The sequence below is a fragment of the Rahnella sp. ChDrAdgB13 genome, from assembly GCF_017655185.1.
In the GTDB taxonomy this organism is placed as follows: domain Bacteria; phylum Pseudomonadota; class Gammaproteobacteria; order Enterobacterales; family Enterobacteriaceae; genus Rahnella; species Rahnella contaminans.
Genome location: NZ_JAEMGT010000043.1, coordinates 89614 through 104188, shown reverse-complemented (window position 1 = coordinate 104188; position 14575 = coordinate 89614). Strand labels below are relative to the sequence as shown.

Annotated in this window: 14 protein-coding genes; 6 read left to right on the top strand and 8 right to left on the bottom strand. The window is 54.7% G+C overall.

The features are described 5' to 3' along the window. Window positions 1-31 precede the first annotated feature (31 nt). Entirely contained in the window at window positions 32-955 is a 924-nt protein-coding gene (locus tag J8X26_RS13990) for a LysR family transcriptional regulator (RefSeq protein ID WP_152326255.1), read from the bottom strand. Between the two features lie 195 nt (window positions 956-1150). Here J8X26_RS13990 and J8X26_RS13985 point away from each other — a divergent pair, with 195 nt between their 5' ends. Both J8X26_RS13985 and J8X26_RS13980 read left to right on the top strand, forming a co-directional pair. Beyond that, entirely contained in the window at window positions 1151-1756 is a 606-nt protein-coding gene (locus J8X26_RS13985; protein ID WP_208951160.1) for a cysteine dioxygenase, read from the top strand. After that, window positions 1749-3365 (top strand): rhodanese-like domain-containing protein, encoded by a 1617-nt coding sequence (locus J8X26_RS13980; RefSeq protein ID WP_208951159.1) that lies wholly within the window; start codon window positions 1749-1751, stop codon window positions 3363-3365. The genes J8X26_RS13985 and J8X26_RS13980 overlap by 8 nt, the downstream gene beginning before the upstream one ends. A gap of 64 nt (window positions 3366-3429) precedes the next feature. Here the strand turns inward: J8X26_RS13980 and J8X26_RS13975 are convergent, their stop codons facing one another. After that, window positions 3430-3696: a DUF3811 domain-containing protein gene (locus J8X26_RS13975; protein ID WP_095922033.1), complete on the bottom strand. Its 267-nt coding sequence runs from the start codon at window positions 3694-3696 to the stop codon at window positions 3430-3432. A 174-nt stretch (window positions 3697-3870) separates the two neighbouring features. Here J8X26_RS13975 and J8X26_RS13970 point away from each other — a divergent pair, with 174 nt between their 5' ends. Next, the gene (locus J8X26_RS13970) at window positions 3871-4989 is read left to right on the top strand and encodes an ABC transporter substrate-binding protein (protein WP_208951158.1); all 1119 of its coding nucleotides are present in this window, start codon (window positions 3871-3873) and stop codon (window positions 4987-4989) included. A 119-nt stretch (window positions 4990-5108) separates the two neighbouring features. Here J8X26_RS13970 and J8X26_RS13965 read toward each other — a convergent pair whose 3' ends face one another. Next, window positions 5109-5480, bottom strand: coding sequence for a protein YebF (locus tag J8X26_RS13965; protein ID WP_104922019.1), 372 nt, complete (start codon window positions 5478-5480; stop codon window positions 5109-5111). Between the two features lie 215 nt (window positions 5481-5695). Here J8X26_RS13965 and J8X26_RS13960 point away from each other — a divergent pair, with 215 nt between their 5' ends. Both J8X26_RS13960 and J8X26_RS13955 read left to right on the top strand, forming a co-directional pair. After that, a complete protein-coding gene (locus J8X26_RS13960; protein WP_208951157.1) occupies window positions 5696-6571 on the top strand; it encodes an NAD(P)-dependent oxidoreductase in 876 nt (291 codons plus the stop codon). Between the two features lie 158 nt (window positions 6572-6729). After that, complete coding sequence (locus tag J8X26_RS13955; RefSeq protein WP_208951156.1) at window positions 6730-7743, top strand: isopenicillin N synthase family oxygenase; 1014 nt, start codon at window positions 6730-6732, stop codon at window positions 7741-7743. Between the two features lies 1 nt (window position 7744). Here J8X26_RS13955 and J8X26_RS13950 read toward each other — a convergent pair whose 3' ends face one another. From J8X26_RS13950 to J8X26_RS13930, 5 genes are all read right to left on the bottom strand, one after another. Continuing rightward, a complete protein-coding gene (locus tag J8X26_RS13950) occupies window positions 7745-8794 on the bottom strand; it encodes an HlyD family secretion protein (protein WP_152326249.1) in 1050 nt (349 codons plus the stop codon). A 48-nt stretch (window positions 8795-8842) separates the two neighbouring features. Continuing rightward, window positions 8843-10591: an MFS transporter gene (locus J8X26_RS13945; RefSeq protein WP_208951155.1), complete on the bottom strand. Its 1749-nt coding sequence runs from the start codon at window positions 10589-10591 to the stop codon at window positions 8843-8845. A gap of 187 nt (window positions 10592-10778) precedes the next feature. Beyond that, a complete protein-coding gene (locus J8X26_RS13940) occupies window positions 10779-11234 on the bottom strand; it encodes a MarR family winged helix-turn-helix transcriptional regulator (RefSeq protein WP_165057569.1) in 456 nt (151 codons plus the stop codon). Between the two features lie 227 nt (window positions 11235-11461). Then, entirely contained in the window at window positions 11462-12472 is a 1011-nt protein-coding gene (gap, locus tag J8X26_RS13935) for a type I glyceraldehyde-3-phosphate dehydrogenase (protein WP_208951154.1), read from the bottom strand. 79 nt (window positions 12473-12551) lie between these two features. Continuing rightward, complete coding sequence (locus tag J8X26_RS13930; RefSeq protein ID WP_152326245.1) at window positions 12552-13529, bottom strand: GlxA family transcriptional regulator; 978 nt, start codon at window positions 13527-13529, stop codon at window positions 12552-12554. Window positions 13530-13728: 199 nt separating this feature from the next. On the opposite strand from J8X26_RS13930, the gene J8X26_RS13925 reads away from it, so the two are divergent. Beyond that, window positions 13729-14334, top strand: coding sequence for a transglycosylase SLT domain-containing protein (locus tag J8X26_RS13925; RefSeq protein WP_152326244.1), 606 nt, complete (start codon window positions 13729-13731; stop codon window positions 14332-14334). Window positions 14335-14575 lie beyond the last annotated feature (241 nt).

Genomic DNA, 14575 nt, shown 5'->3' with positions numbered 1-14575 from the left:
CCTGAGGCCGGTTTGGGTGGCAACCCAAGGTTTAGAATTTGGAATTAAGGCCCGTTTGGGCGGCAATCCCAAGATCCAGCCCTTCTGCCACTGCCGCCGCAAACGCATCAATCGCCGGAACCTGACTCGCCGGGACATTCGGATACACCAGCCATAGCTGGCTTCGTGGGGCGAAATCTTTCAGGGCGTAAATTTCAAGCTCATCGCGCAGCGGATGGCGTTCGACCAGCGGTTTAGGCATCAGGCCGAGCCCGCGACCTTCGGCGATCAGCGATAACTGGAGCGTGGTACCAAAGGCTTCGAGATTGATGAGCAGCGGCAAACCCTGCTCAGTCAGTGCGCGTTGCAGGGCGGCGCGAAAACCGCAGCCTTCGGGATTGAGGATCCAGCCGCGCTGATAACAATCTTCCAGCCGCTGCGGCAGGGTGCCGGTGGTTTTCGGGCCGACAACCACCAGGTCAACCGCGCCGAGTGGCTGGTTTTCCACGCCCTCGGGGAATTGCTTGCTGGCCGGAAACAGCACCACGGCAGCTTCCAGTTCCTGACGCTGAATGCGTAACAACAATTCTTCTCCCCAGCCGCTGGAGAGGCGCGGCTGAATATCCGGGAACTGCGCGGAGAGACTCTTCAGCGCGGGCAGCAGACTGCCTTCGCTCAGGCTTTGTGGCACGGCGAGGCGTAAAAGACCGGAAGGCGGGCTGTCGGCGGCGACCAGATCGCTGAGCGCATCCACTTCACGCAGAATATGACGGCACTGCTGATAAACGCGGTTGCCCATCAGCGTCGGTTTCAGGGGTTTGGTCTGGCGGTTAAGCAGCGGAATACCCAGCGACTCTTCGAAATTCTGCACCCGGCGGGTAATTGCCGGCTGCGTCAGCCCCAGCTCATCAGCTGCAAGTCGCGTTGACTGCAACCGGATAACCGCCACAAAAGCGGTCAAATCTTCAATTTTCATCGGGACTCAGTATCAGAAAGTAAACGTTGTGCGTCTCCACAGGATAAAACAATTCCACCGGTGACGCTGGATCCCACCGCACATTTTTATGTGTGAATTGCATATTAGCTTATCCATAAAATGCATTTTGCTTGAGTTTGACCGGTGTTAGCCTGAGAGAAATCAGGATCGCTTATAGATGAAAGAGGTGAAGGTATGGTGGCTTTACAGGTGGCACCGCTGCGGCAGTTTCTGGCGGATTTTACCCGGCTGGTGCAGGAGCCTCACGGGCAGACCGAAATACTGGCGCAGGGCAGTGCGTTGCTGGAAAAGCTCGTCAGCACTGACGGCTGGCTGCCGGAGGATACCGCGCAGCCGCACGCTGAGCATTATCAGCAATACCTGTTGTATGCCGATCCGCTTTCACGTTTTTCCGTTGTCAGTTTTGTCTGGGGACCGGGGCAGAAAACGCCGGTGCACGATCACCGCGTCTGGGGGCTGATTGGCATGCTGCGCGGCGGGGAAACCAGCCAGAACTATGTCCGCTACAGCGACGGCAGTTTGCATCCTGAAGGCGCTGCCGTGACGTTACAGCCAGGCAATGTGGAAAAAATCGCGCCGGATTTGCTCGATATTCATCAGGTCAGCAACCTGTATGACGACCGGGTTTCAGTCAGTATTCACGTCTACGGCGGCAATATCGGTGCGGTGTCGCGGGCGGTTTATCTGCCGGACGGCACCGAGAAAGCCTTCATCTCCGGTTATTCCAATTCGTACATTCCCAATATCTGGGATCTGTCAAAAGAGAACACTCATGTCTGAATCTCATCCGTTACCTCTGCGTCATTTTTCACAACTGCATCAGGCCCTGCGTGACGGGCAGGAAGTGGCTCTGGTTGATCTGCGTGAAGAGGGGGCGTTTGCCACCGGGCATCCGCTGTTTGCCGCCAATCTGGCGCTGTCCAAACTGGAACTGGAAGTACCGGATCGCATTCCTAACCGGCAGACCGCCATCACGCTCTACGATAACGGCGAGTTTTATGACGAACGCCGCGGGGAACGTAAAACCACGCGCGCGGCGGCGTTGCTGAAATCGCTGGGTTACCGGGATATCGCAGTACTGGCGGGGGATCTGGCAGGCTGGAAAGAAGCGGGCGGTGAGATTTTTACTGATGTGAATGTGCCGAGTAAGGCGTTTGGTGAATGGGTTGAACATCATTATAAAACTCCGTCTCTGACGGCTAATGAAGTTCAGGCGTTACAGGAAAAGGGCACGAATGTGGCTGTGCTGGATGTGCGCCGGTTCGATGAGTTTCAGGCGATGAGTATTCCCGGTGGCGTGAGCGTGCCGGGCGGAGAACTGGCGCTGCGTTTACGCGACGTGGTGCCTGATAAAAAAACGCAAATCATCATCAACTGCGCCGGTCGTACCCGCAGCATTATCGGTACGCAATCGCTGATCAATGCCGGATTCACGCAGCCGGTTGCGGCATTGCGTAACGGCACCATTGGCTGGACGCTGGCGGGACAAACGCTGGCGCATCAGGAACACGCCCATTATCCGGCGCTGAGCGAAGATTCCCGCCGCATTGCCCTGAAAGGCGCGCAGGCGCTGGCAATTCGTGCGGGCGTGCGCTCGGTGACATTGTCACAAATTCATGAATGGCAGCAGGATCCGCAGCGGACGTTGTATTTGTTTGATGTCCGCACAGCGGAAGAGTACCGTGCCGGTCATCTCACCGGCGCGCGGCATGTTCCGGGCGGTCAGCTGGTTCAGGAAACCGATCATTATGCAACAGTGCGCGGCGCGCGCGTCGTTCTGGCCGACAGCGACGGCGTGCGCGCCCGGATGACGGCTTCCTGGCTGGCGCAGATGAACTGGGAAGTGTACGTAGCGGAATTCAAAGAAGAAGATTTCGCAGAACAGGGCGACTGGAAAGCACAGGTTGCACCTGCGCCTGCTGTGGAATCCGTCACGCCGGAACAGCTGCGACACTGGCTGGCAGAAGGCAGTACGGGCGTGGTTGACCTCACCACCAGCGCGAACTTCCGTAATCGCCGAATTCCCGGCGCAGTCTGGACGACGCGGGGCAATATTCCGCAGGTCATTGCCGCACAGCCGGAGAAAACGCGCTGGGTTGTGACCTGCACAAGCGGTTTGCTGGCGCGTTACGCTGTCACGGAAGTCGCGGCGCTGACCGGTAAAGAGACGTATTTGCTGGAAAAGGGCACGGTCGGCTGGATTAACGCCGGAGAATCACTCGAGCGCGGCGAGTCGGTATATCTGGAGAACGCGCAAGATCGCTATCAGCGTCCGTATGAAGGCACGGCGGTGAGCGCGCAGGCGATGCAGGATTATCTGGACTGGGAATACGGTCTGGTGGCGCAGCTGGAAACAGACGGGAGTCACGGTTTTCAGTTGTTGAAGTAAAAGCGGTTAACGCGATGTTCTGAGCTGACCCTCTGCGTAATACACGAAGAGGGTCAGTTTGTTTTTAACGACGGCCGCGCGGATGGGTGCGGGCAGTCCAGTCATAGGTCGCTGAGGTGCTTGGAACCGCTTTATTGCGGCGTTTTTCAGCACGCGCACGCGCGGCCACTTTCTCTTTCTCTTCCATCAGCTTGTCGATGTAGTCATCTTTAATCCGGTTGTTTTCCGAATTAGTCAACTCACGGCCCTGAGCTTTGCGGGCTTTGTCGAGCAACGTTTTCAGCTCGCGTTGTTCGCTTTCCGTCATATCTTGTTGTGTCAGTCTTTTCATCATTACTGCGTCCTGTGAGGAAAGTGGCTACCAGTGTAGTCGAATTACGGGCAGGCGTCGCTGCAAACTGGCGCGTGCGCGTTACCAAACCCTGTAGTAGTGGGCAATCATCACATTGCGACAAATAACGATAATCATTATCATCTCAGCCTTTATGACGGTTTTTGAGGTGTTATGCGTAAGTTCACACTGTCTCTGCTGGTTTCCTGCCTGTTGTTATCCGGCCTGGCGCAGGCCAGAACCGTGACCGATATTTCTAACCGGACGGTCACCGTACCGGATAATCCGCAGCGGATCGTGGTGGGCGAAAGCCGTATGTTGTATACGCTGGCGCTGGTGCAGGACGGAAACCCCGCGCAGCACGTGATTGGCTGGCCGGGCGACATGGCGCAGCTCGATGCGCAAAGCTGGGCGATGTACGTAAAAGCTTTTCCGGAAATCGCCACCATCCCGCTGCTCGGGCAAAACAACTATACGCAGCTGAATGCGGAGAAGGTGATTGCGCTGAAACCCGATCTGGTGATTTTGCCGGTGTATGCGAAGAAGCAAACCGACCGCGACCAGGTGGAAATCACGCTGACCAGTGCGGGGATCCCAGTGATCTACGTCGATCTGCGCGTGGATCACCTGCATAACACGATCCCCAGCGTAAAGTTGCTGGGCAACGTGCTGAATCATCCGCAGAAAGCGGCGCGCTTTATCGCTTTTTATCAGCAGCATATGGATCGCGTTCGTGAACGCATTGCGGCGTATCAGGGCAAACGGCAGACGGTGATGCTGCAATTGCATCTGGGTCGCCGTGAAGGATGCTGCACCACGGTTTCTCACGGCAATCTTGCCGATCTGCTGGCGTTTGCCGGCGGGGATAACATCGCCAAAGGTGCTTTTGTTAGCGTATACGGAGATCTGAACGCAGAGAAAGTGATTATGGCCAACCCGGATGTGTATATCACCACGGGCATGGCGGGACCGGAAGGAAAAAGAGTGTCCAACCTGATGCTGGGGCCACAGGTCACGCAACAGGAAGCGGAGCAAAGTTTCCGGCAGATTATGGATAAGCAGCCGGTGCTATCGACGCTGAAAGCCGTGCGCGAAGGGCGGGCGTACAGCGTCTGGCATAATTTCTATCTCAGCCCGTATCACATGGTCGCCGTCGAAGTGTTTGCCAAAACTTTGTATCCGCAGCTGTTTAAAGATGTCGACCCGCAGGAAACCATGAAAGAACTGTATACGCAGTTTCTGCCGGTTCCGTTCAGCGGCACCTACTGGAGTCAGTTGCCACCGGCGAAATAATTCTTCCACACCATCCGTTGGGCAGGCAATAAAAAACCGGCACAATCGCGTGCCGGTTTTTGTTTATCGGGCCAATGCTGTAATCAGAAATCCGCCGTTGCAGGGGAGGTAAACCGGCATTACTCGACGGTGGAATATTTCACGTAATGGTTTGAGCAGTTGAAGTGCGCCACATAACCCAGCGTGCCGTTCGGCCCTTTGGCGCTGAAAGGAATGTGGTAAGTGCCTTTGTCTTCTTTGACGTCATCGCTGATGAAATTCAACACCGGCACGGAGGTGCCCATATTGTCTTTATCGTTGCCCCAGTTGGGAATGCGGTTTTGCATGTAATCGCGGGTCACAGTGTCGATGGCGTTATCTTTGGTGATGGTGCTGCATGCGCCTTCAGTCGTGCGCTGCATCCACCACGGATACACATAGACCGAGCCCAACATCAGCACCATCAGGGCAAAAATGACGGAAATGATCCCGATTAAAACGACTTTACTCATAGTGCTGCGACTCCTGAAAATTCTCAGTCAAATCAGAGTTGCCGGGGCATTAGGGGTCAGCCCGGGCACGAAAGCGCGTATGTTACGCCACTTCGCCGGAAGAGGTTAAGTATTATAAGCCCTTCTGTTGCATCTGGTTACAGAAGCCGGTTCCGCCGCAGGGTCTGCGATGATAGCCTTTTGAATACATTTAACGTTTGCACAAGGAGTAAGACATGAGTCAGCAACCTGTAGTCGCGGTGCTCGGTTTGGGGGCGATGGGACATGCATTTGCCACCAATCTGATTAAAAAAGGTTTCACCACCCGCGTGTGGAACCGGACAGCATCGCGTGGTGACGATCTGGTGAAGGCGGGCGCGCAACGCGGCCTGACACCGCGTGAAACCGCAGAAGGTGCCGATGTGGTGATTACCATGTTATCGGACGGCAAAACGTCTCTCGAAGTTTATCAGGGTGATAACGGGCTTCTGGCCGGGCTGAAGCAGGGCGGGATTATCGCGCAAATGGGAACGCTGGGCGTCGATGCCACTGAATCGCTGATTGCGCTCATCAAAGAACAGCGTCCGGACGTGCTGTTCTTTGATGCGCCGGTTTCGGGTACCAAAGCGCCCGCCGAACAGGCGCAAATTGTGGTGCTGGCCAGCGGTGATCGTGAGGCGGGCGCAGCTGTTGAACCGGTGTTTGCCGCCATTTCGAAAGCCACTAAATGGCTGGGTGAAGCCGGTCGCGCGTCTAAAATGAAACTGGTGGTTAACGCGTGGCTGATTGCCATGATGGAAGGCATCGCCGAAAGTACCCAACTGGCCGAAGAACTGGGCTTTACGCCGGATGACCTGTGGGACGTGCTCGACGGCGGTCCGCTGGCGGCGCCTTACATCAAAGGCAAAATGGCGATGTTCAAAAGCGGCGATTACACCCCGCAGATGCAGCTGACCTGGGCGCTGAAAGATATCAATCTGGCGATTGATGCGGGCAGTAAGCTCGAGTTGCCTGTAATGAAACGCATCAGTGAAACCTGGCAGGCCGCCGTGGATGGCGGTTATGGCGATCAGGATCTGGCGGTGGTTTACCGTTATCTCGGTTCCCGCTGACCGGCGCAGCCCACGGACGGGCGCGTTATAACCGGTTAATATCCCGCGTAGTTTTTCATAACCCCGAAGCATAAACCAGATTATCTGGCTATTGGTCGGCCGCTCCGGCGCTGTGATAGCGTTGACGATTATCACCCATAATCACGGCGGAGTCAGCAATGAGCCAGACATCAACAACTATCCCTTCAGTCGATTTCAGTCAGTTTTCTGGTACGCCAGAAGAGCGTGAATCGTTTTTGTCGCAGCTGCGTTACGCCGCCCGCGAAATCGGGTTCTTCTATCTGAGAAATCATGGTGTAGATGCCACGTTGCTTCACGACGTGCAGCGCGTGGCGCGGGAATTCTTTGCCTTGCCGGAAGAAGATAAGCTGGCCGTCGCCATGATCAATTCTCCGCATTTTCGCGGCTATAACCGCGCTGCGTCAGAGATTACCCGCGGTCAGCCGGACTGGCGCGAACAGTTTGACCTCGGTGCCGAACGGCCAAAACTATCCGTAAGCGCAGAAACGCCTGCGTGGGCGAGATTGCAGGGGCCGAATCAGTGGCCGGAAGCGTTGCCTGAGTTGCGCCCGCTGCTGCTTCGCTGGCAGAGGGAAATGACGGCGATGTCGCTGCGTTTATTGCGGGCTTTTGCGCTGGCGCTGAAACTGCCGGAAGACGCCTTTGATCCTTTGTATGGCGAAAAACCCAATGAGCACATCAAGCTGATCCGTTATCCGGGGCGGGCGGCCGGCGCGGGAAATCAGGGCGTCGGTGCGCATAAAGATTCGGGTTTCCTGAGCTTTTTATTGCAGGATGAACAGCGTGGTTTACAGGTTGAAGTTGAGGAAAATGAATGGGTCGATGCGCTGCCGGTGGCGGATACGCTGGTGGTGAATATCGGCGAACTGCTGGAGCTGGCCACCAACGGTTACTTGCGTGCGACGGTTCACCGCGTGGTGTCTCCGCCTGCTGAAGGCGAACGGCTGTCGCTGGCCTTTTTCCTCGGCGCGCAGCTGGACGCCATAGTGCCGCTCTTTCCATTGCCGCCTGAACTGGCAAAAGAAGCTCGCGGCGATGCCAGCGATCCGCTCAATCCGCTGTTCCGCGACGTGGGATTCAACTATCTGAAAGGGCGGCTGCGCTCTCATCCGGACGTTGCGCAGCGCTACTACTCAGATATTGTCGGCTGATTCAGATTTTAGGTGCCTTTGAGGTATCAACACTGACGACCGTGGACATTCCCGGTCGCAGCTGGTCACTCTGCGCCTGATCCGGTTCCAGCTCAATGCGTACGGCGATACGCTGAGAAATTTTGGTGAAATTCCCGGTCGCATTATCGGCTTTCAGGACGCTGAATTCCGAACCGGCGGCCGGAGAAATCCGCACCACGTGGCCTGTAAACGGATGATCGTTCAGCGCATCCACCGTGAAAGACGCGGGCGCACCGACAGCCATTCCCGCCAGCTGGCGCTCTTTAAAATTGGCCGTCACCCAGACTTGTTTTGGCGTGACCGACGTGAGTTGCGTTCCGGCACTGACGTATTGCCCCATGCGGGCGCTGATTTCGCCGAGCTGCCCGTCGGACGGCGCGACAATCTGCGTGTGCTGTAAATTGATTTGTGCCACTTCAACTTTCGCCTGCGCGGCTTTTAATGCCGCGGCCAGCGACGCTTTATTGGCTTCCACCAGCGCGAGACTCTGGCGTGCGATATTTACGGATGCGCGCGCTTTTGCCACGTTGGCCTCCGCCGTCAGTAACGCCGCCTGAAGTTCATCTCCGGTGGTTTTTGACACCAATCCTTTTTGCAGCAATGGCCCGTTGCGACGGGTATCGATTGACGCTTTGCTTTGTGTTGCCTGCGCGCTTTGCAATTCCGCTTCTGCAAGTTGCAGGCTGGCAGCACCGGACGCACGGTTCTGTTCGAAGTTTTGCAGCGTCACCTGCGCCTGTGCCGCCGCGGCTTCGGCCTGTAACAGCTCCTGCCGGTAAGTGCTGTCGTCAATCTCAAACAACACATCGCCTTTTTTCACCGGCATAAAATCCTGCACTTTCACCCCGGTGATGTAACCCGACACCTGCGGGCTGAGCAGGGTAACGTTCCCCCGGATATACGCGTTATCGGTCGATTCCACCCTGGAGTTAAATGGAAACAGCTGCCAGCTGTACAACACAATCATCACGCCAATAATGCCTAAGCAAAGCACTACAATAATGGATGGATAACGAAAGATATTTTTCATCACTTTGTCCGTATACCTCGTTTTAATTCGTCAACAGGATCTGTTTATTCAGGCAACCGCTTCGGAGGCTGCGCGTTTTTTTGTCTGGATCCTTCCGGTAATAATGTGTCCGCCGAGCACGACGATACAGCCCAGCGACATATAAAAAACCACTCTAAAAACATCGTTGTAGGCCAGCAGTCCCGCCTGCTGGGTGATCTTCGTGCTCAGCTGCGCCAGACCTTCGGCGCTCTGCTGTGTGCCATCCGTCAGAACCGGTTTCAGCAGGTGGCTGTATTGGGAAATTCGTTCGACCACCAGCGGATTCTGCAAACTGATATGTTCAACCAGAACGGCGGAATGATACTTCTCGCGCAATATCTGAAGGGTGCCCAGGAAAGCGCCGCCGACCTGTGCGCCGACGTTCTGTGTAGACAGAAACACCAGCACGAAACTGATGATCTGGCTTTGCCCGAACTGCAACGCGCGGATAAAACCCAGCCATAAGGACGTCGGCAGAAAGATGGCACCGGCAAACGCAATCATGCCCTGTGTCAGGTAAAACTGTTCCGCGCGGGTGTCCGCAGTGGAATTGGCGTCCATCAGCGAGGCCACGGCAATCAGGGCAATGGAAAACAGATGGATGTAAACGATACGGTTCGCTTTATGAATAATGCTGACGACCACCAGCCCGGCAACGGTGGCGGCCAGAATCACGCAAAACAGCGTTACCAGCTGGTCATTCACCAGGCCGACCAGATTCAGAAAGCCAACCATGCCGGTGGTTTGCTCGGAAAGCAGCATACGGATAAACAGCATCGAACCGGTGAACAGCAGCATTTCAGGCGTCATCAGCCAGCGCAAATCGATTATCGGATTCTTACGTTTGAGTTCGACCATAAAAGACAGGGTCAGCGCAATAATCCCGACCACCAGCACTTCGCCTATCCAGTCTTTCTCCTGCCACCAGTAATAACGGCCCATCGTCAGCACCACGGACATACAGGCGACGGCGGTGGCGATCAGCGGATAGCTGATCCAGTCGATGCGTTCGAATACCTTCACGCGGGGCGGATGCGTCAGCGGCAGGATCCAGATAATTGCCAGACAAATCAGGGAAAGACCGGATTCCAGCATCGTCAGCTGGTGCCAGTGACCGAGATCGAGAAGATGCGGCGAAATAATGCGTGAAACCGGCAGGGCAATCTGGCTGCCCGCCAGCCCGAAACACAGCCCGGCGGTCAGTTTTTTAGCGGGCGGGAAAATCTCGAACATATAAAACAACGCCAGCGGGCCGAGAGAGGCCATCGCAAAACCCATGACGGCGCGAACGGCCAGCGCGGTCTGAAAATCGTGGGTAAAGGTTTGTGCCAGAGACGCCACGGCAAAAAACAGCAGCCCGTATTCGCCGAAACGCCGGAAGCCAAACTGGGTACGGATTTTATAAAGCAGGATCGTGCCGGTGACGCTGGTCGCGGTATAGGCTGCCACCAGCCAGTAACTTTCGACATTGGAAATGCCCAGCGAGCCCTGAATACCCGTCAGGTTAGAGCTGACCAGGTTAATCCCCAGCCCCTGCGTCAGGCCAATAATCAGCGAGGCCAGCGCATAAACTGCAATCCGGCCACGCGGATAGTGCCAGAGCCAGGTGCTGACCCGGACGGCAAAAGGGTGATGCTGTGACGGAGGCACCGAGGCTGGCTGCGGTTTCGGTAATCCTTCAGGCGGTGGTGTGGAGAGTTCTTTTTCTGGTGATGCATCCCGTGTTGTTAATTCACCGGCGTCCTGCCGGACATCTGAATCAGAACGCGTCGTCATCGTTATGCCTTGTAAGTCGTTACCCAACTAGTTTGTAGCTTGCTACATAATGTAATAAGGCGTTTCAGATGTGTCTAGTCCAATTATTCATATTGGTGATATTTACAAACGCAAATAACGAATAACAAATCAGTAACGCAAGTGATTAATGCAGAGGAAAGGGCAAAACGGGAAGGGGAAAACGCCACTAAAGCGCGGCGATATTGGCGGTGATGCTGGCGAGAACGTCGCGGGCGACATCAATATCTTTATCCGGAATGCCTTCCATTACGCGGATCAAAATGTCATCGGTCATGCTGCGAACCTGATTCGCCAGTTCAATTCCGGCGTCGGTCAGCTTAATGTCTTTCGAACGACGGTCGGAATCTCCGGGGCAGCGTTCCAGCAAACCCAGCTCGGCGAGGCTGTCAAACAGGCGGATGGCAGTCGGATGCTCAACTTCCAGCAGGGCGGTCAGCTCTCCCTGAGGCAGGCGACCCTGAGCGGCTTCGAGGTGCAACAGCACCTGCCCGCGGGCGAGCGTCAGCCCAATGGTTTTGAAACGGGCATCACAGTAAGTGCGCAACTGACGGCCGATATGAATGGTTTCCGGGAGGAAACGGAGCCTGGGAATGGATGCTTCCGGGCGGCGTAAAGTGGTCAAAGGTTCCTCACTGTCGGGCGTAAGCAGGTTTTCAGTGGCGTAAGATTAGCACGATCAGCAACATTTACCATTAATGGAGCCGCAGGAATAACGCATTTCATTCAAAGCAGAGATGCTTAGTTACAACATACAGTTTATTATTCAACACAAAGCGTCTGTCTGAAACAACTGTAAAAACACCGCCTTACGGCGGTGTCTCATTATACTGTCTGTCAGGAAAAAGGAGGCTATAAACCTCTTTTTTCCATCAGCAGCGCCAGATCAACCAGACGGTTTGAGAAGCCCCATTCGTTATCGTACCAGGCCAGAATTTTCACCAGCTTGCCGCCGATAACCAGCGTGGAAAGCCCGTCAACAATCGAAGAACGCGGGTCACCGCGATAATCACTGGAAACCAGCGGTTCTTCACTGTAGCCCAGAATATCTTTCAGCGGGCCAGACTCCGAAGCTTTACGGAATGCCGCATTGATTTCTTCGACCGTGGCTTCACGTTTCAGGTTGACGGTCAGGTCAACAATCGACACAACAGGAACCGGTACGCGCAGGGAATAACCCGTCATTTTGCCCTCCAGTTCAGGAATGACTTTACCGATAGCTTTGGCTGCACCACTGGAATACGGAACAATCGACACCGCCGCCGCACGCGCACCGCGCAAATCTTTCTCAGGCTGATCGTGCAACGCCTGACTATTGGTATACGCATGCGTAGTGTTCATCAGGCCATGCTCAATCCCGAAGGTTGAATGCAGAACCTGCGCCGCCGGTGCCAGACCGTTAGTGGTGCAGCTGCCGTTACTGACCACTTTGTGTTTGGCAGGATCATAACCGCCGTCATTTACGCCCATCACGATAGTGATGTCGTCATTTTTGGCCGGTGCGGAAATAATGACGCGTTTGGCGCCGCCCTTGGTGATATGCAATTCGGCTTTGTCTTTTTCAGTGAAGAAACCGGTCGCCTCGATAACGATACCAACACCGACGCTGCTCCACGGAATCGCTGCCGGATCTCTTTCGGAGAAGACGCGGATAGCTCTGCCATCGAGCAACAGTTGCCCTTCGCCAGCTTCGACTTTGGCATTTAACGTGCCGGAGAGGGAATCATATTTCAGAAGATGCGCGAGGGTTTTACTGTCGGTGAGATCGTTGATGGCGACGACCTGGAAGTCATTACGACCCAGTGCGGCGCGTAAAACATTTCGACCAATCCTGCCGAACCCGTTGATACCAACTTTGACCATGATGAAACTCCTTTATTATCAGACCTGCATGTAATGTAGACCGAAGGAGATTTGGCGTAAATGACAATAAAAGAGCTATTTACGCCAACATGCGTGAGCAGAAGCGTTCCCGGTATTCCGTCGGGGTCAGGTGTAAATTCCTTTCAAAAACACGCCGCAAATTCAGGCCACTGCCGAAACCGGTGACCAGTGCGATTTGCTCGACGCCTTGTGTGGTTTGTTCAAGCCGCTGCCTGGCTGCATTAAGGCGAACTTCTTCAACATATTTGGCCGGAGTGATCCCGGTTTCGCGGGTGAAAACCCGGGTAAAATTACGCGGGCTCATGGCGGCGCGTTCAGCCAGAGCTTCGACGGATAAATCACCGGTGAGATTTTCAGGTAACCAGAGCTGAAGCTCACGGATAGGGCCTTCGCTGGCCTGATTCAAAAGATAGCGGCTAAACTGCGCCTGTCCACCAGGCCTGCGCAGAAACATCACTAAATCCTGTGCAACGTCTCTGGCCAGATTAAAACCCTGATCGTCTTCCACCAGCGCGAGCGTGAGGTCAAAGCCTGAACTGACACCGCCGGAAGTCCAGACAGGACCATCCTGCACATAGATGGGCCCACGTTCGACGGTGATCTGCGGGAATTCGGCCTGCAACGTGTCCAGTAATCGCCAGTGAGTCGTGGCGTGACGTCCATCCAGCAGCCCGGTCTTAGCCAGTAACATGGCTCCGCCACAAATGGAGACAACACGCCGGGCATGGGGTGCAGCGCGTTTGACCCAGTCAACGACGTTCGAGCCTTCTTCTTCGGTCAGCCCTTTGCCGGTGATCAGGATGGTGTCGCGGGGAAGTTCAGGGTCGAGGTCGCAAAGCCGGTGATCCGCCAGCAAATTCAGGCCGGAAACGCCGTGAACCACGCGGTGAGGTTGCGTGGTGGCGACCGTGACCTGGTAAGGCGAATTTGTTCCGCCAGCAGGCATCAGACGATTCGCCTGCATAAGGATGTCGGCGATACCGGCCGCCTCGAATAACATGCCCCCGTCAGGGACGATAATCAGAAAAGTTTTCATGGCATTAAAAATACAATCTGTATTAAATAAGTCAATAAGGCATTCAGGCTAAGTCCGAGAAGATGAAAACGGCAGGGGGTTTGCATTGCGCATTTTTGGCACACATAAAATGTGAAAAAACTCAATTAAACCATGATACTCAGCGGCGTTAAGGGTATCTTGTCAGCGTCCAAAATGACGCATTCAACCGTGAGATTTCATGAATTCATTACTCAAACAGCCGTCACGGATCAGCCTGCTGATTATGCTGATGATTCTGGCGGGTTGCTCAGGCAAAACGCATTATAAAAAATACGATACCCACGCTTATGACGATGAAATTGAAGATGCGGCGGATAATTACAAAGTCGACCGGAAACTGATTAAAGCAATCATTCAGGTTGAGTCCAGTTACAATCCGGACGCCGTCAGCCCGTCGAATGCCATTGGGCTGATGCAACTTAAAGCCTCGACCAGCGGCTGTGATGCATACCGGTACAAAGGTAAACGTGGTTGCCCGAGCGACAGACAATTGCATGACCCGGAAACCAACATTGATTTGGGCGCGGCATATCTGAGCGGATTACAGCATCAGCAATTAAACTGGATTAACGATCCGCTGACGCGTCGCTATGCTACAGAAGTCGCTTACGCCAACGGTGCCGGTGCTTTATTGCGGACATTTTCCGCAAACCGCCAGACGGCAATCCAGATGATCAATCAGCTGACGCCGGAAGCGTTTAACTGGCATGTTCGTCAGTATCATCCGGCGCCGCAGGCACCACGATACATGGCGAAGGTTGAGAAGGTTTATGCCGGGTTATAGCAGAAACCGGCAGAAATGAAGAATGCGCTACGTGAATTCTGCAGCATTATGGTACTGCCATAAATTCAGAATTCACGTAGCGATGTCAGTTTACATTGGCTGAAATCCGCCGAAAGGAGAGTTCGCATGCTGTCCAATTTATTCGCCGGTTTACCGGTTACTGCCAGTGCGCAGGAACACGAAACCTTCGACGCGCTGTTAAACATGCCGGGCTTACGTATCTTATGGTGATATTGAAGAT

Bases quoted from the DNA above. Each gene is read 5' to 3' on its own strand.
- J8X26_RS13990 (WP_152326255.1), bottom strand. From the start codon at position 955: ATGAAAATTGAAGATTTGACCGCTTTTGTGGCGGTTATCCGGTTGCAG.
- J8X26_RS13985 (WP_208951160.1), top strand. From the start codon at position 1,151: ATGGTGGCTTTACAGGTGGCACCGCTGCGGCAGTTTCTGGCGGATTTT.
- J8X26_RS13980 (WP_208951159.1), top strand. From the start codon at position 1,749: ATGTCTGAATCTCATCCGTTACCTCTGCGTCATTTTTCACAACTGCAT.
- J8X26_RS13975 (WP_095922033.1), bottom strand. From the start codon at position 3,696: ATGAAAAGACTGACACAACAAGATATGACGGAAAGCGAACAACGCGAG.
- J8X26_RS13970 (WP_208951158.1), top strand. From the start codon at position 3,871: ATGCGTAAGTTCACACTGTCTCTGCTGGTTTCCTGCCTGTTGTTATCC.
- J8X26_RS13965 (WP_104922019.1), bottom strand. From the start codon at position 5,480: ATGAGTAAAGTCGTTTTAATCGGGATCATTTCCGTCATTTTTGCCCTG.
- J8X26_RS13960 (WP_208951157.1), top strand. From the start codon at position 5,696: ATGAGTCAGCAACCTGTAGTCGCGGTGCTCGGTTTGGGGGCGATGGGA.
- J8X26_RS13955 (WP_208951156.1), top strand. From the start codon at position 6,730: ATGAGCCAGACATCAACAACTATCCCTTCAGTCGATTTCAGTCAGTTT.
- J8X26_RS13950 (WP_152326249.1), bottom strand. From the start codon at position 8,794: ATGAAAAATATCTTTCGTTATCCATCCATTATTGTAGTGCTTTGCTTA.
- J8X26_RS13945 (WP_208951155.1), bottom strand. From the start codon at position 10,591: ATGACGACGCGTTCTGATTCAGATGTCCGGCAGGACGCCGGTGAATTA.
- gap (WP_208951154.1), bottom strand. From the start codon at position 12,472: ATGGTCAAAGTTGGTATCAACGGGTTCGGCAGGATTGGTCGAAATGTT.
- J8X26_RS13930 (WP_152326245.1), bottom strand. From the start codon at position 13,529: ATGAAAACTTTTCTGATTATCGTCCCTGACGGGGGCATGTTATTCGAG.
- J8X26_RS13925 (WP_152326244.1), top strand. From the start codon at position 13,729: ATGAATTCATTACTCAAACAGCCGTCACGGATCAGCCTGCTGATTATG.